Source organism: Shewanella sp. LZH-2, assembly GCF_016859145.1.
Classification (GTDB): Bacteria; Pseudomonadota; Gammaproteobacteria; order Enterobacterales; family Shewanellaceae; genus Shewanella; species Shewanella xiamenensis.
This window is the reverse complement of the sequence record NZ_CP069350.1, coordinates 2,025,363-2,051,698: the sequence shown is the minus strand read 5'-3', so window position 1 is coordinate 2,051,698 and position 26,336 is coordinate 2,025,363. Positions and strand designations below refer to the sequence as shown.

Genomic DNA, 26,336 nt, shown 5'->3' with positions numbered 1-26,336 from the left:
TAGCTAATGAAACGACACAATCAACCCGAACATACGAAATGCAGGCGGATTGAGGATGAAGTTGAGAACCATGTCCTTTAAACAGGAATCCATGTTATAAGGTAAACTCCTAACTTGCATTCACCTCGCCAAAGGAGAACCGCCTATGCGTATGACCTTAGCCGTACATACCCGGCAATATACCATTCACAGTTTTAGCCCTAAGGCGCAAATTCCTACCGAAGTTTTTGCTGAAGAAGTGTATTTTATCTGCAAAACAGAAGAAGGTTTGACCTTGGTTGTGCCTAGTGAGCTTTCGCTTGATAGCTTAGAGCAAGAAACTAACTGGAGCTGTCTAGAAGTGTTAGGCCCTCTAGGATTTTCATTAACGGGTATTTTATCGAAAATTGCCAGCACCTTAGCCGATGTGCAAATCAGTATTTTCGCCCTTTCAACCTTTGATACTGACTATATTCTCGTGAAGAAAAATTGCCTCCAAGGCGCCATTGCTGCCTTAAAAAAGGCCGGTTATAAGATTATAGAGTCGAACGAAGCGCCATAATATTCATAAAGAGTTAAGCCACTATGTACGAAAAATCTGTCACTATCACCGCGAAACATGGTATTCATACTCGCCCAGCCGCATTATTGGTGAAAGAAGCGAAAACCTTTGATTGTGACGTTTTGGTAGAATGTAACGGCAAGCAAGCCAGTGCTAAGAGCTTATTTAAGCTACAAACTTTAGGTTTATACCATGGTGTTACCGTGAGAGTTTTCGCCGAGGGGGAGCAGGCGCAGGAAGCCGTTGAAAAAGTCTCGACCTTGTTAATCACCTTAAGTTAGCGAACCGCCCAACATCATTAGGAATGACTATGTCGATAACGGGGATTATTGTGTCATCGGGTATAGCCTTCGGTAAGGCTTTACACCTTAATCATTGCGAAAACCACCTCGACTATCGCCCAATTCCGCTCTCTAGGATCCCGCAGCAACAAAGTAAGTTTCTTAAGGCATTACAAACACTGAAACAACAGCTCAGTCTAAGCCAAACTAAGCTCGATCCTGACAGTGAAAACTACCAACTGATTGAAGCCGATTTATTACTCCTTGATGATGAAGAACTGATAGAACAAGTCAAAGAAGCCATTCGCACCTTACAACTTTCCGCCAGTGTTGCCGTTGAGCGAATATTTGCCCATCAAGCCAATGAACTCGAGTCCCTAGACGATCCCTATTTAGCCAATCGTGCCCAAGACGTTCGATGCCTTGGCCAGCGCATAGTCACCGCGATTAATGGCCGTTTGGACCAAGGTTTAACTCACCTGAGTGAACCGACGATACTGCTAGCACAGGATCTCACCCCAGCAGAGTTTGCCTTGCTCCCTAAAGAGCACATCAGCGGTATTGTGCTTAAAACCGGTGGACTCACCAGTCATACCGCTATTTTGGCCCGTGCAGCAGGTATACCCGCTATTTTAAGTTGTCAGTTCGATGCAGAGCTCATCCCTAATGGCACCCCATTAGTGCTCGATGCAATAAGTGGAGCGCTTTATGTCAATCCGGAGCCTGAGCAACAAGCTCGTTTAACCGTGACCCTGCACCATGAACAAGCAAGACGTCAGGCACTTCAAGCTTATCGCGATGTTCCGGCTCAAACACAGGACGGACATCAGGTTCGCCTGTTGGCAAACGTCGGCAATTTGAATGAGATCACCCACGTCAAAGATGAAGGGGCCGATGGAATAGGCTTATTCCGCACTGAATTTATGTTAATGCATACCAGCACCCTGCCGGATGAAAAAGCCCAGTACAATCTTTACTGCGAGGCTCTGCATGCTCTAGGTGGTAAAACTTTTACGATCAGAACCTTAGATATTGGCGCCGATAAAGAACTCCCCTGTTTATGCCAAGACATAGAAGATAATCCCGCCTTAGGACAACGTGGGGTGAGATACACCTTAGCGCACCCAGAATTATTTAAGACCCAACTTCGTGCCATTTTACGGGCAGCAAATCACGGTCCGATTCGCTTAATGTTTCCTATGGTCAATCAAGTCGAAGAGTTAGATGAGATATTTACGCTTATCGCCGAATGCCAGGATGCCCTCGAAGACGAAGAAAAAGGCTATGGTGAACTGAGTTATGGCATAGTGGTAGAAACGCCCGCGGCGGTGTTGAATTTAGCCTCTATGCTACCAAGGCTGGATTTTGTCAGCATAGGCACCAATGATTTAACACAATATGCCATGGCAGCAGACCGCACCAACCCACAACTGACACGGGATTACCCTTCCCTTTCACCTGCGATTTTAAGCTTGATAAACATGACAATCATTCAAGCCAAAGCAGCCGAGGTCACAGTATCACTCTGTGGTGAATTAGCCAGCTCGCCACACATCGCTCCGCTACTCGTGGGAATGGGGCTGGATGAACTCAGCGTTAACTTAAGCTCATTACTAGAAGTGAAAGCAGCCATTTGCCAAGGTGAACTGGCGAAATTTTCTGCGTTAGCGCACACTGCGATGCAGCAAAATAGAATTTCAGATCTGCAACAGTGTATAACAAACTGTAAATAGTACATTTAATTGGTTATGCTGCTTTACAGACCAACACAGAACAACAAAAACAAGCAAAGGGGCACCACATTATGGGATTTTTAAGCCGCATAAGGCGATTGGTATCAGGACAGCCACAACTTGCAGGTGGCATTATGGTCTACGCCCCCGTCAATGGGGAAATAGTCGCGATTGAAAAAGTCCCCGATGTCGTTTTTGCAGAAAAAATTGTCGGTGATGGCATTGCTATCGCGCCTAAGGGCGACACGATTGTTGCACCTATTGATGGTACTATCGGTAAAATATTCGAAACTAATCATGCCTTTAGTATTGAATCACCTCAAGGATTAGAACTATTTGTTCACTTTGGTGTTGGTACTGTCGAGCTAAGAGGGCGTGGTTTTAGTCGTTTAGCCGAAGAAGGTCAAGAGGTCAAAGTAGGCGATCCGATTTTGTCATTTGATATCGAGTATCTTAAAGACCAAGTAGACAGCTTACTCACGCCCGTGGTGCTTGCCAATATGGAAGATGTGAAGTATTTAGACAAAGCTCAGGGGAGTGTCACTGCGGGCAAAGATCCTATTTTTACGGTGCAACTTTAACAATTAATCCAGTGTTAATTAGCAGTCCATTAAAGATCCATACCTTAGCTAATCCCCTTTTCTTCGTTAATCATACCGCTGGTAGTTTGCTGATACTGCCAGTGGTCACATTCGCAGCATTAACCTAAGCAAAAACAGCTGCACCTCAGACAGCTAATCGACCTAATATCCGTTAATAGTGATAAATTCAGTATTTTCGATAATAGGTAATTGGCCTAACTGTGATAATTCTTGTTTGAGTTTACTCATCATATCCATCTGTTTAGCTGAAGGCGGTAAGTGTATTTTAACAATCCGTATAGCCGCGATGGACTTATAGTCAATCACCCGTCTTACAAATACGCAGTCTTTCGCCTGTATTTGAGATATCACTTCATTTGATACTTCATAATCCAATGGAAAATCAGCCTCACCTACCAGTCGTAATTGTAGGTAAACACAGTGTGACGCTAAAAGACTAATGCATTCACGCCATTTGGTATTGTTCATCACAACTCGTTGTCGTTATCTTTAATGCTGAATAGTATATATTTTTCAGATAGATAAATCATAGATTGCAATCTAAAAATAAAAGGCCAAGTGTGGAGAGCACTTGGCCTTTGACTGGAGATGAAATATTACACGCGATTAGAAACCTTCAACGCCCGCCATATCGGGAAGATGATGGGCAATACCTTTGTGGCAATCAATACAGGTCTTCTCACCACTGGCCAGCGATGTGGAGTGCATCTGCGCGGCGCGTGGTGACTGCCTGGTAAAGTCCATATAGGTAAAGTTATGGCAATTTCGACACTCGAGCGAGTCATTTGCCTTTAACCTTGCCCATTCATGTTCAGCCAGCTCGCGACGTTTACTCTCAAACTTTTCGCGGGTATTGATGGTACCAAACACTTTACCCCACACTTCTTTCGATGCCTGCATCTTACGGGCAATTTTATCGGTCCAGTTGTGCGGCACATGGCAGTCAGGGCAAGTTGCACGCACCCCACTACGGTTAGTGAAATGGATAGTCGACTGTAACTCTTGGTAGACGTTATTTTCCATTTCATGACAACCAATACAAAAGGCTTCTCTGTTCGTGGCTTCAAGCGCAGTGTTAAAGCCCCCCCAAAAGATCACCCCTGCCACAAAGCCACCTAAGGTTAAAAACCCTAAACTGTAGTGCACACTCGGACGATTGAGAACTTGCCAGATCTTTTTAAGTTTATCTAACATGCTGACTCCTAGTGTTTTTTCTGCTCAGTATTCGCTTTAATCAGATGATCCATATCCACAAAGTCGTTCTCGACCAGTAATTTGGCATCCAGTTGCGGCACATGGCACTGAGTACAGAAATAACGCCTTGGTGAAAGCTCAGCTAAAAAGTTGTTATCCCTATCCATATAATGGGTCACGCTCACCATGGGTGCTTGCGAATCTCCAGTGCGTTGTCTTGCATGGCACGCCATACATTTATTGACCTTAAGATCGAGCTGATAGCCATCGATCTTATGCGGGATCACGGGTGGCTGCATTGGGTAGTTACGCACCTCTTTGATATCTTTATTCAGCACTGCCTGCATCGCGGGCGGTGTTGGCTCAACGTTAATCGGCGCCTGACGTAAGGTATCGATCTTATCCTCAGGAATACTGGCTGCAGTCACACTGGTCATCATCAGGGCTGAAAAGGCAAGCGCACTAAATGCTGAAGCTAATTTGAATGTTTTCATCCTGTACTCCTTATACCTTGACGATTTTCACGGCGCATTTCTTAAAGTCGGTTTGTTTCGACAGCGGATCTGTCGCATCCAAGGTGACTTTGTTAATGAGCTGACTGGCATCGAACCAAGGTACGAACACCAAACCCACCGGCGGCTTGTTGCGGCCACGGGTTTCGACACGGGTTTTAATTTCACCACGGCGAGACACGACTCGAACTTCATCACCACGGCGTAAGCCACGTTTTTTGGCATCTTCTGGATGCATAAAACACACAGCATCGGGGAAGGCACGGTAAAGCTCAGGCACACGTTGTGTCATCGAGCCCGAATGCCAGTGTTCAAGTACACGACCCGTGGATAACCAAATATCGAACTCTTCATCAGGAGACTCTGCTGGTGGCTCATAGGGCAGCGCAAAAATCACCGCACGGCCATCAGGATGTCCATAAAACTCAAAGCCTTTACCCGGTTTAACATAGGGATCCGTTCCCTCACGGAAACGCCATTGGGTTTCTTTGCCATTAACAACTGGCCAGCGAAGGCCATGGGCTTCGTGATAAGCATCAAACGGGGCCAAATCGTGACCATGACCACGACCAAAGGTGGCATATTCTTCAAACAACCCTTTTTGAACATAGAAGCCGAAATGTTTCGCTTCATTGTTCAGATACTTAGGATCAGTATCTGCCAACGGGAACTTATCGACATTGCCGTTTTGGTACAGCACTTCAAAGAGGGTTTTGCCTTTAAATTGCGGGTTTGCGGCTAAGACTTCCTTCGGCCAGACTTCGTCGGTGGTGAAGCGTTTAGCAAACTCCATCAACTGCCACAGATCTGAGTGTGATTCGCCCGGCGACTGGACCATTTGATGCCAAAATTGAGTGCGACGCTCAGCATTACCATAAGCACCCTCTTTCTCAACCCACATCGCGGTTGGCAGAATTAAGTCCGCAGCTTGAGTCGTCACTGTGGGATACGCATCGGATACCACAATAAAGTTGGCAGGATTGCGATAACCAGGTAAGCCTTCCTCATTGATGTTCGGGCCAGCCTGCATATTGTTGTTCACTTGCACCCAATAGCAGTTCAAGTCACCATCTTTTAAGCGGCGGTTTTGTTCTACGGCGTGATAACCAGGTTTTGGTGGAATAATACCGCTGGGGATCTTCCAAATTTCTTCGGCGTGTTTTCGATGCTCAGGGTTAGTTACCACCATATCCGCGGGTAAACGGTGGGAGAACGTCCCGACTTCACGAGCCGTACCGCAGGCAGAAGGCTGACCGGTTAACGAGAATGGGCTATTACCGGGAGTTGAAATCTTACCTGTTAGTAAGTGGATGTTATAAATCAGGTTGTTACACCACACACCACGGGTATGTTGGTTAAAGCCCATGGTCCAGAACGAGGTGACCTTGGTATCGGGATCGGCATAAAGCTTCGCCAATTCGATAAGTTTAGCCTCAGGCACACCCGACATCTTGCTGACCTTCTCCACCGTATATTCGGCGACAAAGGCCTTAAAGGTATCGAAATCAATCGGAGTCGAATCCCCTGCCGTTTTCACGTTTTTGGCTTTCTGCTCCAGCGGATGGGTTGGACGTAAACCATAGCCGATATCCGTGGTACCTTGGCGGAAGTTAACGTGCTTCTTCACAAAGTCCCAGTTTACTTTATCGTTTTGAATGATGTAGTTGGCGATAAAGTTCAGGATGGCTAAGTCAGTTTGCGGCGTAAATACAATCGGTAAATCCGCCAAGTCGAAGGAGCGATGCTCAAACGTCGAGAGTACCGCAACCTTCACATGGGATGCGCTTAAACGGCGGTCAGTCACTCGAGTCCATAGGATCGGGTGCATTTCGGCCATGTTGGAGCCCCACAGCACAAAGGCATCGGCCGCTTCCATATCATCGTAACAGCCCATAGGCTCATCGATACCGAAGGTACGCATAAAGCCGACCACGGCTGACGCCATACAGTGACGCGCATTCGGATCAATGTTGTTAGAGCCAAAGCCCGCCTTCATTAGTTTAACCGCGGCATAGCCTTCCCAGACGGTCCACTGGCCCGAGCCAAACATTCCAACTGCGGTAGGACCTTTAGCTTTGAGGGTTTCTTTCCATTTTTGCGCCATGATATCAAAAGCGCTGTCCCAGCTAATGGGAGTAAATTCACCGTGCTTGTCGTACTTGCCATCGGTCATTCTGAGCATTGGCGTGGTCAAACGATCGCTGCCATACATAATTTTCGACAGGAAGTAACCTTTAATACAGTTAAGGCCGCGGTTCACTTCGCTGTTTGCATCGCCGTGGGTCGCAACCACTTTGCCATCACGTGTCGCAACAATCACAGAGCAGCCCGTACCACAGAAACGGCAAGGCGCTTTGTTCCACTCTAATTTGGTTTGCTCTGAGCTAGTAATTAAATTGCTGGCTGATGCCGGCAGCGCTAAGCCTGCGGCGCCCGCTGCTGCAATCACCGCATTGGCTTTAATAAAGTCACGTCTATTCATGTTCATTCTTCACCCTCTTCGAGCTCTTCACTCTGGTGGTAAACCATAGTGGCGGACAAGACGCCAGGAATGGCATTAATCTGTTCGATACCGTCCATCAAGGCACGTTGGGAGTTACCTTCAAGTACAACGACGAGTTTTACTTCGTTATTGACAGAGAGTTCGGCATTCTCAATCGCCATAATGTGTTGCCTAACATCCGCCATCTTATTTGGCATGACTTGCACCACGAGACTTGTGATATGCAGCTCTTTGCTCATCCGACACTCCGCTTTAATTCTGTTGTTATTATTTTGTATTGACTCAACCAGCCCCCGGTGGGCCGGTGAAGATTTGGCTAAACCATATGGCAAATCCCAATCCACTCACCAACAACACGGATAAAAGGGGAGCGAGAAATACGGTTAAAAAGATAAAAATTTTCAGTTCTAAGGATTTTTCTGCTGCGCTGTTAGCACTCATGCGTCCTCCAAGAGGTTCATTCCTGTGATGGATTACTCTGATCACTACAGGATTTATAGGTATCTCTATTGCATCTTTGATCCACCAATTGATCATAGCGTTAAGGTGTTAACAAACTGTATACCTCAAAATCGGTAAACCCTTTGATGCTTGATCCAGATCATCAATTTGGCGATAGATTTAATTAGATCATGGTTTTTGAGCGTTTTTTCAGATTGTAAACAGGTTGATTAGTTATGTTTTTTTATTAACCAATTGCTAAAGCATGGAAAAGAGATAGGCGTTAGGCAACTAAACCGCACAAGATTTAAACAAAATATTCCTTAAGGAGTATTAGGGGATGGTAAAGGAAGGCGCCAATTACCGATTATCCACAGCGAAATCGGCTTAACATATTAGTCAAAACGTTAACTCACTCAAGATATAGCCAAAGTCCCTGCTGTATTCGCTAACTGTTTATCAATTAAAAGCCATTAGGGGCCATTCATTCGCTACCTACAACGACATGCTGATCGCGGCTAATTATAGTTTGGTGAAAATGATCAATAAAAAAGCCGAACCCTAAGGTTCGGCTGTTAATGCTAAAGATGATGCATTATGCATAACTGACTGAATCTACAGTTTCAGTCAGTTATGTATCAACATCATTAACTCAGCAGGATATGGTTTAAGATCCGCTTTTCCGAGATGGGATAAGCCGTTCCCAGCGCTTGGGCAAAGCAAGACACCCGGTACTCTTCAATCATCCAACGGGCTTCAATCAATGCCGCAGGCACGGGCTGTGAGCGTGGCACCTTAGCAAGTTGAGCCGCTAAAGCCTCTTGCACCTTAGTGATACTCTGCATATGCAAGCGGTCACGGGTCGGGTCTACAGGTAATTTATCGATGCGGATTTCAATCGCCTTTAAGTAACGCGCCACATCGGCTAAACGCTTCCAACCGCAGGCCTCAACAAACCCCTTAAAGACTAATTGGTCCAATTGGCTTTGAATATCACTCATCGCAAAAGCGATATCTAAGCTGATTTTACCCTTAGTCCGCTTTTTAATGCCTTGGTAGAGCGTCAAAATCTGCTCCACTTTTAGGGCGATTTGCTCTGCAGTTGGATTCAGCTCTTGGCGCACCCAATCCTTGGCCGCATCAAACTGGGCGGCATCGCGCACATCCAGCGCCTTTTCATCGAGCAATTGCTGCACGGCTGCGGCAATAATGTCATCAATTAAAATTTGCACTTGGCCAAATGGATTGAAATACATCGCCAGTTTGGCCTTGTTGGGCAGCGCCTGTTGCAGGTGTTTTACAGGTGAAGGAATGTTGAGTAACAACAAGCGACGTAGACCTTGACGATGCGCCGCCTGCGCCTCAAATTCATCATCAAATAATTTGATGGCAACTGAGTCTTTATTGTCAATCAATGCGGGGAAAGCCCGCACTTGATAGTTACCCTTACGCTGCTCAAATTGCTTAGGTAAGTCGCCAAAGGACCACTCGGTGAGTGCTTCTTTCTCAATGCCCTTATCCGCTACTTGACGAATCGCCTTAGCGACCACGCCCTGTAACTCGGCCTTTAAGGTATCGAGTACCCGTCCCTGTGCCACTAACTTGCCCTTGTCATCCTCAATCTTAAAGTTCATCAGCAAATGCACTGGCATCTGCGAAACATCAAAATCTTCAGGATTGACGCGCGTGCCACTCATACGCAGCAGCTGTTTGCACATGGCCTCGAGTAAACTGGCGCTAAAGGGCTGCATCGCCTGCACGCAGGCACGGGCATAATCGGGCGCAGGCACAAAGTTACGTCGCAGCCCCTTAGGTAAAGACTTAATCAGGGCGACACATTTCTCCTCACGCATTCCCGCCACTAGCCAATCGAAATCCGTATCATCGATTTGATTGAGTAGCGCCACTGGAATATGCACAGAGACGCCATCATCACTCGCCGCAGGATCAAAGTGATAACTCAGTTGCAAACGAATATTGCCCTTGTGCCAAGTATCGGGGAAATCGAGCGCCGAGATATGATCGGCACTGCGCTGCATCAATAGTGACTTATTAAAATCGAGTAAATCGGGTTGAGTTCGGCGCGCTTCTTTCCACCAGCTAAAGAACTTAGACGCGTTATAGATGCCTTCGGGAATGCGCGGCTCGTAAAAGTCCATCAACACTTGTTCATCGACCAAAATATCGCGGCGACGGGACTTGTGCTCGAGCGCTTCGACGTCCTTCAATAACTTTTGGTTAGCGATAAAGAAGGCTTCTTTGGTTTGTAATTGCCCTTCGGCGAGCGCGCTACGGATAAAGATTTCCCGCGCTTCAACAGGATTAATCGGCCCATATTGCACGCGGCGGCGATGCACCACGGTCAAACCGTAAAGCACTTGATTCTCAAAGGCGATCACACTGCCCTGTTTCGCCTCAAAATGTGGCTCTAGGTGATTCTTTTTAATCAGATGTGCTGCTAACGGCTCGAGCCACTCTGGCTCAATTTTGGCGCAGCAGCGGGCAAACAGCTTAGAGGTTTCCATCAGCTCCGCCGCCATAATCCACTTAGGGCCTTTCTTAGCCAACGGAGAGCCGGGGAACACAAAAAACTTACGATTACGCGCGCCTAAGTATTCGTTGTTATTGTCCTTAAAGCCAATATGGCTGAGCAGACCCGATAACAGTGCACGGTGCAGCGCATCGTAGTTCGCAGGCGTGTCGTTTAAGCGCCATTTTAAGTCGTGAACCGCTTGTTTTAGCTGAGTATATAAATCCTGCCATTCGCGCACACGCAGGTAGGCTAAATATTCATCACGACATTTTTTACGGAACTGACTGGCGGATAATTCCTTTTGTTGCTCTTTTAAGTGCTGCCATAAGTTTACCCAACTGACAAAATCAGACTGGGGATCGGCAAAGCGGCGATGGGCTTCATCGGACGCCTGCTTTTTATCCATGGGCCGCTCACGGGGATCTTGAATAGACAGCCCAGAGGCGATCACTAACACCTCATTTAAGCAACCAAGTTGGTGGCTTTCGACCACCATACGCGCTAAACGTGGATCGACGGGGATTTGCGATAACTGCCGCCCAAGCGGCGTTAACACAATATTGTCCTTCTGCTGCTTAACCGCCTGTAATTCCTCAAGCAGTAAGAAGCCATCACGAATATGGCGCGGATCGGGCGGCTCAATAAACGGGAAAGCAGCTATATCACCAAGCCCGATGGCGAGCATTTGCAAAATCACCGACGCCAAATTGGTTCGTAAGATTTCGGGATCGGTAAAGGCTGGGCGGTTATTAAAATCCGCCTCATCGTATAAACGAATACAAATCCCTGGGCCAACACGGCCGCAGCGGCCTTGACGCTGATTGGCACTCGCCTGTGAAATAGGCTCAATCGGCAAACGCTGCACCTTAGTGCGATAGCTATAACGGCTGATGCGCGCTGTTCCTGGGTCAATCACGTAACGAATACCCGGCACAGTCAGCGAGGTTTCCGCTACGTTAGTCGCAAGCACGATACGACGCCCTGTATGACTACTAAAGACCTTGGACTGCTCGCCGTAGGAGAGACGCGCGTAGAGCGGCAAAATCTCGGTATCGCGGTAATTGCGCCGATTTAGCTGCTCTGCGGTATCACGAATTTCACGCTCACCGTTCATAAAGATCAAAATATCGCCTAGACCTTCGGCAACCAGCTCATCAACGGCGGCAAAAATCCCTTCGATTTGGTCGAGATCGGCCTCAGTATCTTGTAACAATGGGCGATAACGGGTTTCGACCGGATAGGTACGCCCTGACACCTCAATAATCGGCGCATTATTGAAATGCTTAGAGAAACGTTCAACATCAATGGTCGCCGAGGTGATGATGATCTTAAGATCGGGGCGTTTTTTAAGAATTTGCTTAAGGTAACCAAGGATAAAATCGATGTTAAGGCTACGTTCATGCGCCTCGTCGATGATGATTGTATCGTATTGATCTAAATAACGATCTGAAGTCAGCTCCGCCAGTAAAATCCCGTCGGTCATCAGCTTGATATAGGATTCACTCTTAAGCGCATCGGCAAAACGCACCTTAAAGCCCACGACTTCACCGAGCGGGCTTTGTAATTCTTCAGCCACTCTTGACGCGACACTGCGCGCTGCCAACCGCCGCGGCTGGGTATGACCAATAAAACCACGGCTGCCTAAGCCCAGTTCTAAACAGATTTTAGGCAGCTGCGTGGTTTTACCCGAACCGGTTTCACCCGCAATGATCACCACTTGGTTTTCACTGATGGCTTTGGCGATGTCTTCGCGCATGCTACTGACGGGCAGATTGTCAGGATAATTGATCTTAGGGCGAGCCTTCAGGCGCTGCTCTACTTTCTCGAACGCTGCTTGCGCCTGCTCAGTAAGTTTGGCTAATTCTTGTGTTTTTTTGTCAGAATCGGCTTCTTTATGGAGCTTAAATAAACGGCGGCGGATCCGCGAGGCATCACTTTGAAAGCACTGCTGGAGAAAGGCGCTCGATAGCGGATGTTTGTCAGAGTTCAAAACCAAATTCCATTGCTAGCATCGAAAAAGGCGATCCTAGCAAGGAACCTGGTTTATTGGTATGGCTAATTGTTCAAAACACACCGTAAACCACGGGAAATTAGCCCCCCAAATAACGGCTTAAGCGGGTGCAAGATAACATTGCTGCATGTACACATTCATCGCCTTCAACACATTGGTGCGATTGATTGTGCCGATGACTTTGCCATTATCCACCACCGGATAGGTCTTTGGTTTAGCGCCCAGCATCTGCTCCGCGAGTTGTAAAATACTCTCATCAGGACCGACATACAGGACTTCAGTGCGCATACAATCCTTCACCACTGAGGTTAAGTCACAGTGATAGCTGCTCTTTAACATGACAGCTAAGCAGTCTTGCTGGGATAAAAAACCCACTAAATTACCACTGTCATCCACGACAGCTGCACCCATCTTGTTATTATCTAACAGTTTCTCAACCGCAGTAGCCAGTGACATATTTGCACTGAGCAACACAGGCTGACGGTCCATATGGTCGCGTATTTTGATTGAATCCATAGCAATCTCCCCAAACTTACCTGTAACAAACTCACTTACCTGAGCTTTGAGTCTAGTCAAAATCTCGCAAGAGTTAAGCAATTAATATCGATTGAGCTTATCTGACGACTAGGGCATGTTGACGTTTTAAGGTTATAGCGGTAAAAACTGTTTGAGATAGATTTAGTATCCCGAAAAAAACTTAGTTAGCGCTTAATGAAATTAATCCAATGATTTTACGTTCTATTGCATAGGTAAGCAGGGGTTGATACTTTGACTCATCGAAGTTTAAAGGCACCAGTTCAAAGGCACCTACTCCGCCTTAATCATTAATCTGTGTCATTCGTTTTTCCAGCTAATTGATCTAACAAGCTATCGATACTCTGTTCGAGCAAATCAAGGACTAATTCAAATCCTTGAGTACCGCCATAATAGGGATCGGGAACCTCATCAATTTCACTATTTCCGTAAGACAACACTAGCTGAAGTTTGTATTGATACTCAAGCGGACAACGACTACGTAAATCCACTAAATTACCATTATCGGCTGCTAAAATAAGATCAAAATACTCAAAATCGGCATCAACAATTTGTCTTGCGCGCATACCATCGAAACTTAACCCGCGTTTTATACCCGCAGCCATGGCGCGATTGTCAGGCTTATCTCCTTGGTGATAACCAATGGTGCCAGCAGAATCGACTTCAATATTGAGGCGACGTTCACGAATTTTTGCACGGCAAACGGCCTCTGCCGTGGGCGAACGACAAATATTCCCCATACAGACCATTAAAATTCGTCTTATATTTTTTGCTTTTAACGCTTTATCTTCTAACAATTTAGCATCCTCTGGCAGCGCTATTTAGGGGGAGATGCGATTTGCCCAAAGGCGGGAGAAATACATTTTTTCACTTCAAAATGATAACCGTATTTCTCGTTAGCAGACTCGGTGATTTCCAGTATTTCGTAATCGTTTAACTCAACCACCACTGAATTGGCTAATTTTTCACAACGACTACGGCCATCGGCCTCAAACTTATAGGCAAATAACGCGATTAATTCTCGGATCCCCTTGTAGTATGTGTGCCCAAAAGTTCTTAAGGATTCGATAGTGCCATCAGCAGATTGCATGGTGAGATCATTAGCCGCTTTCTCTGCTTCAGTCTGGGCTTTTTCGGTTATTTTGACTTCAACAACAGTGTTTGCAAGACTCACTTTTTCATTTTTTTGTATTTTGTTCGCAACGTTCTCCAATAAAGTTTCACCATCGGAGATGGCAACAAGATTCATTAATAACACCACAGATAACACCATACGTAAAAATGCCGTTGTTACCACAAAGCGTTTTTTATTGTCCTGTTGGTTGGTCTCTAACCCTAAAATCCGTAAACCGATATGGAACAATAAATAACAAGGGATCACAATTTGCAGAAGCAGTAACGCGAGAATAGAAATACACACGAACCAAATGGGTAAATACAGCAAAATGGCAAAGTTGTGGGTGTAAGACAAATGTGAAGCTGAAACACCTGTGATTTCATTAACCACACTACCACTGGCGGCCAAGGCAAAGTTGGCAATAACGGCATAAAAGAGTAGGAAAATGGCTTTTCCAGCCAATGAATGCCACGCTATTGCAAATTTTGGCCAAAATTCAATGATTAACGCAACCGCAGTGATAATAGCGGCCAGCCAAATGTCTGACTGAAATAGCAATAAAGCAATTAATGCTAATAGATAACAGCGCTGTGCAATGGTCAAACTTTGCAAAAACGCTTTAGCAGTGACAATGGGCTGCTTAGTCCATTTGGGGACCGTTAAGATTTTAGCCAAGCGTTGCTTCAAAGAATGTTCACTAAATTGAATATCAACCAAAACCTACTCCTTGGTGTTATTGCCTATTAATAATCAATATGATATCCGGCAAAACCCTTATTGATAGCGTTCGATTTTTATCAATATCCAACAATTTCGCAACTTATTCTTTAACTTCTTTATCCTCAGGCACAATGTCTGTCCTGATCCGTAAATAACTAGCAAATCGCGGCAAGCCATTCACCGTTAATCCTAGATACTTGTAAGTGATAAGTGTACCGATAGCTGGGGGATGCTGACGCTCTGCAAGGTTAAAACCTGTGCCAATACTAAAAATTCGCCCCTCTGGTGTTTGCACTCTTAAGGCACCCATTTTCCCAGAAAATTGCCCTTTGCCAGCAACATAACCAATCACCGTCGCTTCAGCATCTAAATAGGGCTTTAACTTCATTACATTAGGATTACGTCCCGGCGTATATACCGCTGTGCGTCGATGTAAAATTAATCCTTCAGCGCCAAGGGCAACTAAGGTATTTAAAGTGTCATAGAGGACCTCGACACTGTCGACACTAAATTGCTCAATAACTTGGAGATAAGCCGATTTTCCCACGATAAGAGTTTGCATTTGCAGATAACGGTCTTCAAAGCTCCCCTTGGTTGTCGGTAAATCAAATACCATAAAGCGTACCTTTTGCCAGTCCGTATCCTTTGGCGATGTTTGACGTATTAATCCTGAAATCGCCTCAAACTGCCCTCGCCCGAGCCATAACTCACCTTCCATTGCGATAGTGGGAAACTCGGCGGTAAACCAACTTGGGGCCAGAATGGGATTCCCCTGGCGGGTAAACAAACGTTGCCCATCCCAGTAACCACGCACACCATCAAGTTTTTCACTGACCAAAAACGCGCCGATTTGAGTATGATCGTCGAGTGCATATTCCGTTGCTAATTGAATATTCGGTGCAGGACTTGCATAGCTAACCGCAATAAATAAGCTGCAAAGACCAATGAGAAGCCCAAAGCACTTGGCAAGTGCATTTCTTAAAAAAAGTACGCGAATTGTCAGAGTCATTCCTTTGTCTCTCTATAAGTCATCCCACTGCAAGCTTAGTATTTAGCCTTGACTGCCGCTAATCCGGCCGCAATATGATCCCCCTAACAGAGCGAGCAATTTGTATAGTTAACTATTTATACACATAAATTATCGGGCTATACTGCGGCCTCTTTTTTAAGCTCGTTCAAAAGCCGGCACACATGTCGCATTCAGTTTGAACGAAAATGCTCACGAACAACCGCCCAAGTCGATGGAATAATTATGAAACCAGCAAATAACCACGGTATAAAACGCATCTTTAGAGCGACGGGATTTTCAATGAAGGGCTTAAAAGCGGCGTGGGTCCATGAAGCTGCGTTTAGACAAGAATTGATGCTTGCGGTGGTGATGCTCCCCATCGCCCTATTGGTCGATATCAGCACCATGGAACGCTTAATGCTGATCTTAACGCTGTTTATCGTGTTAATTGTAGAGCTATTAAATTCTGCTATTGAAGCAGTTGTTGACCGTGTTGGCAGTGAGATCCATCCCCTGAGTGGTCAAGCAAAGGATATCGCCTCTGCTGCGGTGTTCATGAGTTTAGCGCTCTGCGGGATCACTTGGCTCGTGGTGTTATTACCGCGCTTGATATAATCCTTTGTGCGCATTAACACTGATTTAGGTCATTAAATTCGCTGATAAAAAACGCCTTTAGGAATCATCCCAAAGGCGTTTTTTATCCAACTCAACATATTTAGTTATCTTCAATTACGAGCTTATCCGCTAAAAAACTTATCGCCTGCTTAATTTGCTCTAGTCTGTCATTTTCAGCCCAATAGGCAACATACACACTGCGTGAAATCGCACTCGCCCCCGCGACCAAATTCAGTTCGCCTCTTTGAAGCAAAGGCTGCACCAAATGCTCGGGTAAAAATGCGCAGCCGCCGTTATTTAAGATAAAATCTAAGGCGATTCGAGCCGAACTGGTATGTAAAGTTGGCACAGGTAAAGCCGCATATTCCTGCGCATGAATAATATTAAAGGCCGTCCCCCAATCGACTTTGACATATTGTCCAGCTTGCACCTCATTAACGGACACATCCCGGGATTTAGATACCAGCAGCAAATTGATTTGGCCTAATTGGATTAATTCAAATTGGTCAAGTTTGGGTGGATCAAAAGAGATCGCCAGATCGAGAGTCCTATCCATCAATTGCCGTGTCATTACGGTGAGTGGCAAAACCTCGGTCCGCAATGCAACCCCAGGAAGTCCCACATGTAGATGCTGTAAATACCGCTGTAAATAGGCATCCCAAATATTGGGGCCCGCGCCAATCGCTAATTGAGTCGATTGTAACTGACTAAGCGAAACATCCTGCTTGGCGCGCTCCCATGCCGTCAATACCGCTTCCGCATGGCCCAACATCCGTTCCCCAGCAGGGGTCGGCTGAATATTATTTCGTTGGCGCTCAAACAAGGCAACACCAAGAATGCTCTCAAGCTGTTTAACTCTAAAACTTACCGCACTACGGGTAAGGTAGAGGTTTTCCGCCGCCTTACCAAAATGGCGGGTACGAGAGACTTCCAGAAAGGTCTTTAGTAAATCGGTATCCATAAAAATTCTTGACCAACATAGGCAAATTTTTTTGATTTATAAATCAATAATACTAGCCAATACTCCACTTGCAAATCTTTGTATACCAAAATCTAGAAGGTAACAGCCATGTCTGAACAGTCTTTTTCAAACGCTAACAGGGGTTCTGAGACGCTGAACGGCTCAGCTGCCAGTTTTGTATCTCACAAACGCTTTTACGACGATACTAATTTCCCCAAAGGTTTTAAGCGCAGTGGCGACTTCACCAGTAAAGAAGCCGAACTGCTCGAATTACATGGTCATGCCATGAAAAACCTTGCTGAAGGCAAAACACTCCCAGTGACCGCCGACGAAGCACAATTTGTCGAAGTCATCAAAGGAAACATCGCTCCGAGTAGCTTGTTAGAGCAGATCTGGTTAAAGTACCGCAAACTCGCCCGGGGTAAGCCCTTTTATGCAGTGGTTGGCACGGTTCATTTACCAGCAACCAAACCTGAGGTTGAGCCAGAAGCGGCATTCGATGTAGATGTAGATGTGGATGTTGAAATTGAAGATGATGTTCAGGATGAAGCTGAACCCGAGGACAAAGCATGAAAATGAAGGTTTGCGATTAAATGCGTGGTTGGATTTTATATAAAGAAACCGCGACTCAGCTAAAACCTGAATGGTATGAAATCGAACGTCTGTTGGCGGCAGCTAAGGCCGACAATATTGAATTAGCCGTTTATGCGCCGGATGAGTTTGATCTCACCGTGACGAGAGAAGATAACAAAAGTATTTTGTTAAATGGACAACCCGTTGAATTGCCGGATTTTATCATTCCGCGCATGGGTTCTGGCACCACCTACTTTGCGTTGGCAATCATTCGCCATTTAGAACGCTTAGGGGTGTATTGTTTAAATCCTTCAAAAGCCATTGAGATTGTTAAAGATAAGCTCTTCTCCCAGCAATTGTTGGCCGAGAAGAATTTACCTACGCCAAAAACCATGTTGGTCAAATTCCCGGTTGATATTGATCTGGTTGAGCGACATTTAGGTTTTCCCGTAGTGATTAAAACGCTCTCAGGCTCTCAAGGCAGTGGTGTATTCTTATCACACAAAGCCCGTGAGTTTGATGACTTAATGCAACTAATCGAAGCGACTAATAAAAACGCCAACATTATTTTGCAAGAGTTCATTGCCAATAGTCATGGCCGCGACTTGCGAGTCTTTACTATTGGCGGACGCGTTGCAGGCTGCTACGAGCGACGTGGGCAAGAAGATAGCTTTAAAGCTAATGTCAGCGCGGGTGGCTCGGCGAGGCCCTTTGAAATCACCCCTGAAATCGAATGGCTCGCGACGCAAACCGCCAATATTCTCGATTTAGATGTGGCAGGTATCGATTTATTGTTCGATAACGGCCATTACAAAATCTGCGAAGCCAACTCATCACCTGGGTTTGAAGGATTAGAATCGTGCTTAAATGTGGATATTGCTGCGCAAATTTTGCACTTTATCCGCATCCGTTTAGGCATGTTTAACAAGGACGAGAAAAGCAGCGAGCCAACATCGGCCGCTAACACGCATAACAATTGATGCGGTCTCGTTAAGCTCTTATCGGCGGCTCAGTCTCTACAGGGCCGTTTTTTTAGGCTTTACGACATATTCCCTTCACTAGGGCGTGTTAACGTTTCAGGGTTATTTTTGCAGCAATGTGGCTGGCTTTTATGCAAGGCAAAGTCCGTACAGTGTAGTGATTCTACATAAACGGACGATAACGCAGCAGAAACCTCAACACGCCCTAATCACCAAGATGTAAATTACTGTGATCCCTCCCTCAAGCCTGCGATACCAAAGCGATTAACCATACAACTTTTGTTTTAAATCACGAAAATCCACACTTTTCAAAACATTTCATTCACATTTAAAGATTTACTGATACACTCCAAATGGTCATAACTTATGGCACTTAAGTCTGATGTTATCGCTGGATATAATAAGAAGAATACTGGAGTAGCGTTGATTTCCACTCGTCTAACCCCCTTAGTGATCGCCCTTCTCACTTGCACTCCTGTGCTGGCGGGCGAATTCAGCTTGGAGCTAGGGGGATTTTATTCGCAGTCAGATACCAATATGGAAGTGACTAACCCGAATACCGCGAGTAACTTCACCTTAAACTATGAGTCCGATCTGCAACTGGCCGAAAACGAATTTTTGCCCTTTGTTGAGCTAAATTATCACTTCAACGAACGCCATCATCTTTACCTCGACTGGAAACAACTACACCGCACAGCCGAAACCCAAGCCCTTTCCAAACCCTTCCAAATTGAAATTAACGATACAATTTACGATATTAAAGCAGGCGGAAAACTCAGCTCCACCCTAAATATCGATATTCTGCGTGTCGGTTACGGTTTTGATGCAATTCAAGGCAGTAACTATGATGTTGGTTTGTCTCTTGGTTTACACACAATGTTTATTAAGACAGGATTTGAAGGCATTATCGGCGTCTGTAAAGCCTCTGAGTTACTGAATAATGTCTGTGCGAGCCAGGCAATACCGCAAATTGTCGATGAGAATATCACTGCACCACTGCCGGACTTTGGCGTCTATGCTAATTACGAATTTATTTCTGGATGGGATTTAACCACTCACGCCCAGTATTTCTATATCAACCTCAATGATGTCAAAGGCGAGTTGGTTGATATTAAATTAGGCATAGATGCGCAAATTACTCCCAATTGGCGTATGAGTGTTGCCTATAACTACTACAAAGTTGACGTCGATATCGCACAAAAGTCCCCAAATAAAGAGACTCAAATTGCCGATTACAATATTTACTACAGTTTTATCGGCCCCATGCTTTCTGTTAGCTACACCTTCTAGTTAACCTGAACTCGGGATAACGAGTGTCGAAAAAATCTAAATTTAATAAACTAAATCAATGCTACAAATGATTCTTTTGAAAAGAAAAATCTTTTTTCTAACTGAATGCGCAGATTTTTGCGCATATCAAGGCGCTCTGTTGTATGCCATAGCGAGCTATGGTTAGACAGAGCAACGCAGAGAGGCCCGAAAAGATGCCTATTCAGCGGCTCTACTTATCCCGAGCTCAGGTTAATTAATTGAATAAACATAAAAAAGGACGCCGCAGCGTCCTTTTTACCTTAATCGGAATTACTTTTTACGGCCATCCTGCTCACGCTTGGTCTTAAAGTCCGAGGCCTCTAACCAATGTGGCCAATCGCTGCCATTGGCTAAGGTCGTTAGCATGCTCGCCATCAGATCTAAATCCTGCTTCACCCCTTCGAGTGTCCAGTTAGGATCATAATCATCTGCACCTTTGTGGTATTTGTGGGCAATGTAGTCAGGATCCGTATCCCCAAGGCTCATAAATAACAAGCCGGGCACGCCTTGCTGGGCTAGAGCGAAGTGGTCCGATCTAAACATCAAACCATTTTGTGGTCTTGGATCGCCCTTCACCACCCGCCCCTGCGCCTTAGCGGCCTTATCCAAATAGGTTTCTAGCTCTGACACGCCCTCCCCATAGCGCAGAATATAATCCACACCTTGGTTCATATTCATGCCGTCGATATTTAAAAAGGCGACGATGTTTCTAGTCGGTACACTGGGATGCAGAGCAAAGTGCTGGGCACCAATCAAGCCAGTTTCTTCGGCGGTAAAGGCACTGAACAGAATCGAACGCTCAAGCGGCGCACTCTGCGCTTGCTTGGCAAAGTAACGCGCCAGCGCTAACACGCCCGCCACGCCACTGGCGTTATCCACGGTGCCATTAATGATCTCTGGCTTGCCATCTTCAATCACTGTACCTAGATGATCCCAATGGGCATGCATCATCACCACTTCATCGGGACGGCTTTTTCCAGGTAATAGTGCCGCCACATTGTGGGATTCGGCGCGTTCAATCGTATTGTTTAAACTGACATTCGCCTTGAGTTTTAAGGGAATGGCCTTAAAGTTTGGCTTAGCGGCTTGTTGTTTTAAGGTATCAAAGTCCATACCAGCCTTAGCAAAAATCTTATTGGCGACATCATGTTGCACCCAGCCCATCACGCCCACCTGCCCTTGGTTATTATTGGCATCGACCAAGGTGAACTTAGTGCCAGTATTGGAGTTTTGCACTACTCCCCAACCATAGGCGGCTGGCGCCGTCTCATGGACGATAAATACGGCTTCGGCGCCTTGACGCGCAGCCTCTTCGTATTTGTAAGTCCAGCGACCATAGTAGGTCATGGCATTGCCTTTAAAGACATTGGGATCTTGAGTCGCAAAACCTGGGTCATTGACTAACACAATCACGGTTTTGCCTTTGACATCAAGGCCCTGATAGTCATTCCAACCATATTCAGGCGCATTAATGCCATAACCGACAAACACTACATCGCTATTACTGAGGTTGACTTTATCGCTAATTCTCTGGGTTCTGGCGGTAAATTCACTGCCATTGACAAACTTAAGTCCGCCGATATCGAGTTGCATATTTTGATCGGCGGTGATTTTCGCCAGCGGCACAGCCTGCAAATAGCTGTCGCCAAATCCCGGTTTGAGCCCCATCTCTTTAAAGGCTTTCTCAAGGTAATCGATGGTCAATTGCTCACCTTCGGATAAGGGCGCACGGCCGCCGAAGGCGTCACTGGCTAAGGTTTTGACATCAGTACGATACTGATTCAAATCTAGGCTGTCGCTGAAGGAAGAGGCAGCCATTGCAGGCAGTGAAAGTAAGGAACCTAGGGCACCAGCAAGGATGAAATTTTTCAAGACTTTCTCCCAAGTTATTATCATTATTTAATTTTAGCGATAAACTCTAACATATCCCCCCAAGCTTGTGGCAGGTAATTGCCCCAGCTTTTGGGCTTTTGTTGTAACGGGATTTGACGAGCCATATTGTTATCCATGTGTGATATGCATGGTTTATCGGATTATTTTTACTGGAATTTATCCATGTCACGAGATTTATTACAAACCGCAGCCTTGAATCTTAAAAAAGCGGTTCCCTTAATGCTCAAGCATCAAATTCCCACAACGCCAATCAATTATGCTCTGTGGTATACCTACGTGGGCGAACAAAACCCAGCGTTAAACACCCAGCTCGATACGGTTATCGCCCACTACAACACTTGCCCACCAGTGAGCAGTGAGTTGTTGTTTCGCCAGTATGTCGCCGATCCTGTTGAGCTTGATGTGCGTGATATGCGGCTTAATCTAGAGGCCATGGCCACAGAGCTGTCGCAATCGATTCGGGATACGAATCTTGATGCAGCCGACTTCCAAAGCTGTATTAATAATAACTTTGCCAAGCTCAATGGTGTCGAAGAAGGCACGCTCAGTGTTGAGCAAGTGCTCGATTTAGTCCGTAATTTGGTGAAGGAAGCCGACAATATTCGCTCAAGCACCGAGTTTTTTACGACCCAATTGCAAAAAGCCCAAACAGAGATTGATGCATTAAAACAAAAGCTTGAAAAAACAGAAAAAGATGTACTTTACGATGCACTCACTGGCTGTTTAAACCGCCGCGCCTTTGATGCCGACATCGCAGGCATGTTGGCACAGGTTCCCGAGGGCACCTGTCTTATCTTGGTCGATATCGATCACTTTAAGGCCTTTAATGACAACTATGGTCACCAGCTTGGCGACCAAGTATTAAAGGTCGTTGCAAAGCGTTTGCAGGAAGCCTGCCGAGATGGCTGTAAGCTGTACCGCTTTGGCGGTGAAGAATTTGCCATTTTAGTGCCAAAGAGCCAATTACGAATCACCAGGCAACTGGCTGAAGCCATGCGCCGTGGGCTTGAAAAACTCAGCATCAAGGATCGACGCAAAGATCAACGTATCGACAATATCACCGCCTCCTTTGGTGTATCTCAGTGGCAAGAAAGACAATCAGTAATACAACTTATTGAAAATACAGATAAGTTGCTTTATGAGGCAAAACGTCTAGGCCGTAATAGAGTGATGCCAATAAACAATTAATGCTGACATTAAGGCAGAGCCTTCAGCTCTGCCCTAATTGATTTGCCAATTTTTTAGTTACCAGTCAACCTGCCCATTGTAGCGAGTAACTCAAGCTATCAACTCGAATGTTCAAGCCACTTTTGGCTCCAACGTCCTATCGACTGTCGCCCCTTCGGATTGAGCTGCAGTTTCTGGCTCGACCGGGATAGCCTGTACCACAAAACGCAGTTCCGCCCCACCTTGCAGCACATCGAAGGGATAGCAAGTGATCAGGGTTAAACGATTATCCTCACTTGGCGCCATCAACTCAGTTTGCGACTCATGCACCACTTGGGTCGCCACCACTTGGTAAACAATCTCCCTGCCCGCTGCGGTTTGCAGCGCTAGGCGACGCCCGACGCTGATACCATTTAACATCGCAAAATGCGTATCCCTGTGCCCTGCAATCACAGTATTACCTTGCGCGCCAGCGGGCGCACTCGACAGCACTAAAGCTGGCCCGAAGGCCAAGTTACGGCCAGATGCGCCCGCCAGCACATATAAGCTGTCGTTGGATGCCGGACCATCGAAGTGATTCGGTCTTTTAGCCTGCTCGATGGAGAGCTTAGCCACGGGATAGGTATCGGCCCAGGACCAAGGTTTATGGGACTGACCATCGATTAAGGTTTTAGCCCAAGCTTGTTCAATCAAATATTGGGCAAAGTGTGCTTTCGCTTGCATATAGAATCCTTTTCCAAACAACGTGATGCCGATTAATACCAACCCCACCAGCAACCCTATTTGTATCTGTTGAGTCACGCGCATACTCATGGACATGACTCAAGTGTTTAGCGCTAATGACAGCGCGCGTTGCTGCCGCTGCTGGCGACGAATCGACAGCGCCAACATCAAGGCAAGCAGTAACACGCCGCCCCCTAAGAGCATGTCGAAACGGCTCGAGGTCGATGTTTGTGGTAGAACCCCCATTGGCTGCCAACCCAAGGGTAAATGCTGACGCACCACCGCATCTCGGCTTATCGCATTCGTGGTGATGGGGGTTAAATCTACCGCGACTAGGCTGGTATAGGGGCTGACTAAGTGATAATTCACCGACAGCGCCGTGACCTGCTCTTTGACCTTGTCATCGTTAGCGCCGTTTTTACTCAGCTCTAAGGCCGCAATCTGTTTGCGCGCCCAGAGTAAATCGAGTCCCGCCGCTGGCTGCGCTACATCAGTTACAGAATGGCTTGCGTCATTGGCTTGCAAAGATAACGACTGTTGCCAGTTTTTATGTCCCTGACGACCGGAGATCACCAGTTCCTGAGGCTCACGTGGGTGGCGCTTTAGGCTGATCAATACCGGCTCACCACGGTATAGATCGGGGATTGGCGCTGGCCAGTAGTCAGGCACAGATCCATCGTCAAAGCGCACCTGTAAATCGGTGAGTACCGGATACTGGATTTTGCCCAGTAATTGGCTAATCTTTTGCTCCACTTCATCCACATCACCAATGTAAGTAAAAGTGCCACGCCCAAGTTCAGCCGCACGCTGCATAAAATGCGAGTTCGGCGCCGAGCCAATGCCTACGGTGAAAAGACGGTTGTCGCCAATTTGATTGCGGATTAACTCAAATAACGCCGCCTCATTGCCGACGGAGCCATCGGTCATAAAGATCACTTGTCTTAACGACTTATCCTCAGCCGAAGCTGTGTTAAACGCCTGCCTTGGCAGCGCGGCATTTAAAGCCTGCACCATTTCGGTACCGCCATCGGCCTGCAAACGATTCACAAACTGACGCGCCTTGTCCAGATTAGTCGCTGTCGCGGGCAGCGGTGTGGACGATAATAAAGACACATCGGAGTTAAATTCGATTATGTTAAAACTGTCCTGTGGCCTTAAACCGCGCAGCGCATAACGCAGGGCATTTTTCGCCTGAATAATGGAATCTCCCGCCATCGACCCCGAAGTATCAATCACTAAAATAAGCTCACGGGGCAAGTTCAGTTGTTCACTGGCCTCGACTTTGGGCGGCAGAACCATCACTAAGCTGTAGTTATCTGTATTGCTACTATTACCAGTTGGACCTGTATCCGCACTCGCATTCTTGTCCTGTGCCGTATGGGTTTTGCCCGCTTGGTTGAATACCCAAGCCACGGGACTCGTGCCCTGCTTAAGACGCCATTGCAGCACAAAGTCACGATTGGCGGGCACGCGATTAGCTAAGGCCGCCGTCAGTTGGCCCTGTTTTTCCGCTATCGTAATGGGATGATACGGACTCACCACGGCTGATTTTTCCACGTCGTCACCAAGCTTGACCTTAATATCGGCCTTGAGCACGGGATCCGCCTCACTATTGGCATCGCGGTTCGGGGCGATAATCCGGTCGGCATCGAAGACTTGGCTGCTGGTTACACGCTCACTCTGGTTCCCACCGAGTGTTAGGCCTGAAATATAGCGCGGCGCCACCACCAGCGGAAAACGTAGGCTAAAGAGACCATCTTCATAATGAATGGTTTCTTGATAGCTGATTTCGACCACCAACTTTTCATCGGGAGCAAGGTTAGCGACTTCGGTCGTGAACATATTGGGCCGTTCTTGACTGACTAGACTGGCGCGTTTCCCTTCGGCTTTGGCCTGTTCAAAAATCTGTTTTGCTTGCTCTTTTAGGTGAATTTGACCTTCGATGATCCGCTCACCAATGTGTAAACGCAGTGAGTCTACTGCCGCCTCATTGGGTAAAGGGAACAGATAGCGGCCATTGAGGACAAATCCCGTTTGATTACTGAAAACCTGCTTTACGCTCACCCTATTGGTTAACCCAGAGACCTGCATCGACACTTGCGTGTCCACGGGTAAAGATGGCATTAAACGGCCGCTGGCGGTTTGATACACCAACATCCCTTGGGTGACATCATCGAAACTAAAAGCTGGCAATGTGCTCGCCGTGTGTTCATCGAAGGTCGCCGCAATATTTTGTGGTGCCGATAAGGTGCCCACACTGTTTGGTGAAGCTAACACCGCAAAGGGGAGCCCCCAACAGATGGAGGCACCGATCATTAGCATCGCCAGTGTTTGACAAACTTCTTTTACCCTTTTCCCTGTGATCATCACAAAGGCTCCTGA

At 46.5% G+C, this 26,336-nt stretch carries 24 protein-coding genes; 9 read left to right on the top strand and 15 right to left on the bottom strand.

Annotated elements, in window-relative coordinates; all coding sequences use genetic code 11:
- The first annotated feature begins 145 nt into the window (after positions 1-145).
- The 4 genes from JM642_RS09190 to crr all read left to right on the top strand — a co-directional run bounded on the left by JM642_RS09190 (position 146) and on the right by crr (position 3,136).
- Positions 146-541 carry an ACT domain-containing protein gene (locus JM642_RS09190; RefSeq protein ID WP_172590834.1) on the top strand — a complete coding sequence of 132 codons (396 nt, stop codon included), beginning with the start codon at positions 146-148 and terminating at the stop codon, positions 539-541.
- 23 nt (positions 542-564) lie between these two features.
- Positions 565-822 (top strand): HPr family phosphocarrier protein, encoded by a 258-nt coding sequence (locus JM642_RS09185; protein ID WP_011072255.1) that lies wholly within the window; start codon positions 565-567, stop codon positions 820-822.
- A gap of 29 nt (positions 823-851) precedes the next feature.
- Positions 852-2,555: a phosphoenolpyruvate--protein phosphotransferase gene (gene ptsP, locus JM642_RS09180; protein WP_037418258.1), complete on the top strand. Its 1,704-nt coding sequence runs from the start codon at positions 852-854 to the stop codon at positions 2,553-2,555.
- Positions 2,556-2,626: 71 nt separating this feature from the next.
- On the top strand, positions 2,627-3,136 hold the full coding sequence (crr, locus tag JM642_RS09175) for a PTS glucose transporter subunit IIA (protein ID WP_037418261.1): 510 nt from the start codon (positions 2,627-2,629) through the stop codon (positions 3,134-3,136).
- Between the two features lie 162 nt (positions 3,137-3,298).
- Here crr and JM642_RS09170 read toward each other — a convergent pair whose 3' ends face one another.
- The 11 genes from JM642_RS09170 to JM642_RS09120 form a co-directional block, all read right to left on the bottom strand.
- Positions 3,299-3,625 (bottom strand): hypothetical protein, encoded by a 327-nt coding sequence (locus tag JM642_RS09170; RefSeq protein WP_172590836.1) that lies wholly within the window; start codon positions 3,623-3,625, stop codon positions 3,299-3,301.
- Between the two features lie 138 nt (positions 3,626-3,763).
- A complete protein-coding gene (locus JM642_RS09165) occupies positions 3,764-4,351 on the bottom strand; it encodes a cytochrome c3 family protein (RefSeq protein ID WP_037418266.1) in 588 nt (195 codons plus the stop codon).
- Between the two features lie 8 nt (positions 4,352-4,359).
- Positions 4,360-4,845 carry a nitrate reductase cytochrome c-type subunit gene (locus JM642_RS09160; protein WP_069454825.1) on the bottom strand — a complete coding sequence of 162 codons (486 nt, stop codon included), beginning with the start codon at positions 4,843-4,845 and terminating at the stop codon, positions 4,360-4,362.
- Positions 4,846-4,855: 10 nt separating this feature from the next.
- Positions 4,856-7,345 (bottom strand): nitrate reductase catalytic subunit NapA, encoded by a 2,490-nt coding sequence (gene napA, locus JM642_RS09155; protein WP_172590847.1) that lies wholly within the window; start codon positions 7,343-7,345, stop codon positions 4,856-4,858.
- 2 nt (positions 7,346-7,347) lie between these two features.
- Entirely contained in the window at positions 7,348-7,605 is a 258-nt protein-coding gene (locus JM642_RS09150) for a chaperone NapD (RefSeq protein WP_037418275.1), read from the bottom strand.
- 43 nt (positions 7,606-7,648) lie between these two features.
- Positions 7,649-7,807, bottom strand: a complete 159-nt coding sequence (locus JM642_RS09145) for a nitrate reductase (RefSeq protein ID WP_011716898.1) — start codon at positions 7,805-7,807, stop codon at positions 7,649-7,651.
- A gap of 647 nt (positions 7,808-8,454) precedes the next feature.
- Positions 8,455-12,336 (bottom strand): ATP-dependent RNA helicase HrpA, encoded by a 3,882-nt coding sequence (gene hrpA / locus JM642_RS09140; protein WP_203433533.1) that lies wholly within the window; start codon positions 12,334-12,336, stop codon positions 8,455-8,457.
- A 114-nt stretch (positions 12,337-12,450) separates the two neighbouring features.
- On the bottom strand, positions 12,451-12,867 hold the full coding sequence (locus JM642_RS09135; protein WP_037418282.1) for a CBS domain-containing protein: 417 nt from the start codon (positions 12,865-12,867) through the stop codon (positions 12,451-12,453).
- A gap of 308 nt (positions 12,868-13,175) precedes the next feature.
- Positions 13,176-13,634, bottom strand: a complete 459-nt coding sequence (locus tag JM642_RS09130) for a low molecular weight protein-tyrosine-phosphatase (protein ID WP_275403232.1) — start codon at positions 13,632-13,634, stop codon at positions 13,176-13,178.
- 68 nt (positions 13,635-13,702) lie between these two features.
- The gene (locus tag JM642_RS09125) at positions 13,703-14,719 is read right to left on the bottom strand and encodes a hypothetical protein (RefSeq protein ID WP_047533424.1); all 1,017 of its coding nucleotides are present in this window, start codon (positions 14,717-14,719) and stop codon (positions 13,703-13,705) included.
- A 103-nt stretch (positions 14,720-14,822) separates the two neighbouring features.
- On the bottom strand, positions 14,823-15,731 hold the full coding sequence (locus tag JM642_RS09120) for a DNA ligase (RefSeq protein ID WP_203433531.1): 909 nt from the start codon (positions 15,729-15,731) through the stop codon (positions 14,823-14,825).
- 243 nt (positions 15,732-15,974) lie between these two features.
- On the opposite strand from JM642_RS09120, the gene JM642_RS09115 reads away from it, so the two are divergent.
- Entirely contained in the window at positions 15,975-16,346 is a 372-nt protein-coding gene (locus tag JM642_RS09115; protein WP_037430715.1) for a diacylglycerol kinase, read from the top strand.
- Positions 16,347-16,446: 100 nt separating this feature from the next.
- On the opposite strand, the gene hdfR is transcribed toward JM642_RS09115, so the two are convergent.
- Positions 16,447-17,307: an HTH-type transcriptional regulator HdfR gene (gene hdfR / locus JM642_RS09110; protein WP_037418139.1), complete on the bottom strand. Its 861-nt coding sequence runs from the start codon at positions 17,305-17,307 to the stop codon at positions 16,447-16,449.
- Between the two features lie 108 nt (positions 17,308-17,415).
- On the opposite strand from hdfR, the gene JM642_RS09105 reads away from it, so the two are divergent.
- The 3 genes from JM642_RS09105 (at position 17,416) to JM642_RS09095 (ending at position 20,150) form a co-directional block, all read left to right on the top strand.
- Complete coding sequence (locus JM642_RS09105; protein WP_203433529.1) at positions 17,416-17,880, top strand: DUF413 domain-containing protein; 465 nt, start codon at positions 17,416-17,418, stop codon at positions 17,878-17,880.
- 20 nt (positions 17,881-17,900) lie between these two features.
- On the top strand, positions 17,901-18,860 hold the full coding sequence (locus JM642_RS09100; protein WP_037418145.1) for a RimK family alpha-L-glutamate ligase: 960 nt from the start codon (positions 17,901-17,903) through the stop codon (positions 18,858-18,860).
- Positions 18,861-19,286: 426 nt separating this feature from the next.
- Complete coding sequence (locus JM642_RS09095) at positions 19,287-20,150, top strand: hypothetical protein (RefSeq protein WP_037418173.1); 864 nt, start codon at positions 19,287-19,289, stop codon at positions 20,148-20,150.
- A gap of 291 nt (positions 20,151-20,441) precedes the next feature.
- Here JM642_RS09095 and JM642_RS09090 read toward each other — a convergent pair whose 3' ends face one another.
- The gene (locus JM642_RS09090) at positions 20,442-22,067 is read right to left on the bottom strand and encodes a M28 family metallopeptidase (protein WP_203433527.1); all 1,626 of its coding nucleotides are present in this window, start codon (positions 22,065-22,067) and stop codon (positions 20,442-20,444) included.
- Positions 22,068-22,226: 159 nt separating this feature from the next.
- Here JM642_RS09090 and JM642_RS09085 point away from each other — a divergent pair, with 159 nt between their 5' ends.
- Positions 22,227-23,252: a GGDEF domain-containing protein gene (locus JM642_RS09085; RefSeq protein WP_203433525.1), complete on the top strand. Its 1,026-nt coding sequence runs from the start codon at positions 22,227-22,229 to the stop codon at positions 23,250-23,252.
- Between the two features lie 111 nt (positions 23,253-23,363).
- On the opposite strand, the gene JM642_RS09080 is transcribed toward JM642_RS09085, so the two are convergent.
- Positions 23,364-24,044, bottom strand: a complete 681-nt coding sequence (locus JM642_RS09080; protein ID WP_088585504.1) for a class GN sortase — start codon at positions 24,042-24,044, stop codon at positions 23,364-23,366.
- A 9-nt stretch (positions 24,045-24,053) separates the two neighbouring features.
- Positions 24,054-26,321 (bottom strand): marine proteobacterial sortase target protein, encoded by a 2,268-nt coding sequence (locus JM642_RS09075; protein ID WP_203433523.1) that lies wholly within the window; start codon positions 26,319-26,321, stop codon positions 24,054-24,056.
- Positions 26,322-26,336 lie beyond the last annotated feature (15 nt).

Bases quoted from the DNA above. Each gene is read 5' to 3' on its own strand.
- JM642_RS09190 (WP_172590834.1), top strand. From the start codon at position 146: ATGCGTATGACCTTAGCCGTACATACCCGGCAATATACCATTCACAGT.
- JM642_RS09185 (WP_011072255.1), top strand. From the start codon at position 565: ATGTACGAAAAATCTGTCACTATCACCGCGAAACATGGTATTCATACT.
- ptsP (WP_037418258.1), top strand. From the start codon at position 852: ATGTCGATAACGGGGATTATTGTGTCATCGGGTATAGCCTTCGGTAAG.
- crr (WP_037418261.1), top strand. From the start codon at position 2,627: ATGGGATTTTTAAGCCGCATAAGGCGATTGGTATCAGGACAGCCACAA.
- JM642_RS09170 (WP_172590836.1), bottom strand. From the start codon at position 3,625: ATGAACAATACCAAATGGCGTGAATGCATTAGTCTTTTAGCGTCACAC.
- JM642_RS09165 (WP_037418266.1), bottom strand. From the start codon at position 4,351: ATGTTAGATAAACTTAAAAAGATCTGGCAAGTTCTCAATCGTCCGAGT.
- JM642_RS09160 (WP_069454825.1), bottom strand. From the start codon at position 4,845: ATGAAAACATTCAAATTAGCTTCAGCATTTAGTGCGCTTGCCTTTTCA.
- napA (WP_172590847.1), bottom strand. From the start codon at position 7,345: ATGAATAGACGTGACTTTATTAAAGCCAATGCGGTGATTGCAGCAGCG.
- JM642_RS09150 (WP_037418275.1), bottom strand. From the start codon at position 7,605: ATGAGCAAAGAGCTGCATATCACAAGTCTCGTGGTGCAAGTCATGCCA.
- JM642_RS09145 (WP_011716898.1), bottom strand. From the start codon at position 7,807: ATGAGTGCTAACAGCGCAGCAGAAAAATCCTTAGAACTGAAAATTTTT.
- JM642_RS09135 (WP_037418282.1), bottom strand. From the start codon at position 12,867: ATGGATTCAATCAAAATACGCGACCATATGGACCGTCAGCCTGTGTTG.
- JM642_RS09130 (WP_275403232.1), bottom strand. From the start codon at position 13,634: ATGGTCTGTATGGGGAATATTTGTCGTTCGCCCACGGCAGAGGCCGTT.
- JM642_RS09120 (WP_203433531.1), bottom strand. From the start codon at position 15,731: ATGACTCTGACAATTCGCGTACTTTTTTTAAGAAATGCACTTGCCAAG.
- JM642_RS09115 (WP_037430715.1), top strand. From the start codon at position 15,975: ATGAAACCAGCAAATAACCACGGTATAAAACGCATCTTTAGAGCGACG.
- hdfR (WP_037418139.1), bottom strand. From the start codon at position 17,307: ATGGATACCGATTTACTAAAGACCTTTCTGGAAGTCTCTCGTACCCGC.
- JM642_RS09105 (WP_203433529.1), top strand. From the start codon at position 17,416: ATGTCTGAACAGTCTTTTTCAAACGCTAACAGGGGTTCTGAGACGCTG.
- JM642_RS09100 (WP_037418145.1), top strand. From the start codon at position 17,901: ATGCGTGGTTGGATTTTATATAAAGAAACCGCGACTCAGCTAAAACCT.
- JM642_RS09090 (WP_203433527.1), bottom strand. From the start codon at position 22,067: ATGATAATAACTTGGGAGAAAGTCTTGAAAAATTTCATCCTTGCTGGT.
- JM642_RS09085 (WP_203433525.1), top strand. From the start codon at position 22,227: ATGTCACGAGATTTATTACAAACCGCAGCCTTGAATCTTAAAAAAGCG.
- JM642_RS09080 (WP_088585504.1), bottom strand. From the start codon at position 24,044: ATGAGTATGCGCGTGACTCAACAGATACAAATAGGGTTGCTGGTGGGG.
- JM642_RS09075 (WP_203433523.1), bottom strand. From the start codon at position 26,321: ATGATCACAGGGAAAAGGGTAAAAGAAGTTTGTCAAACACTGGCGATG.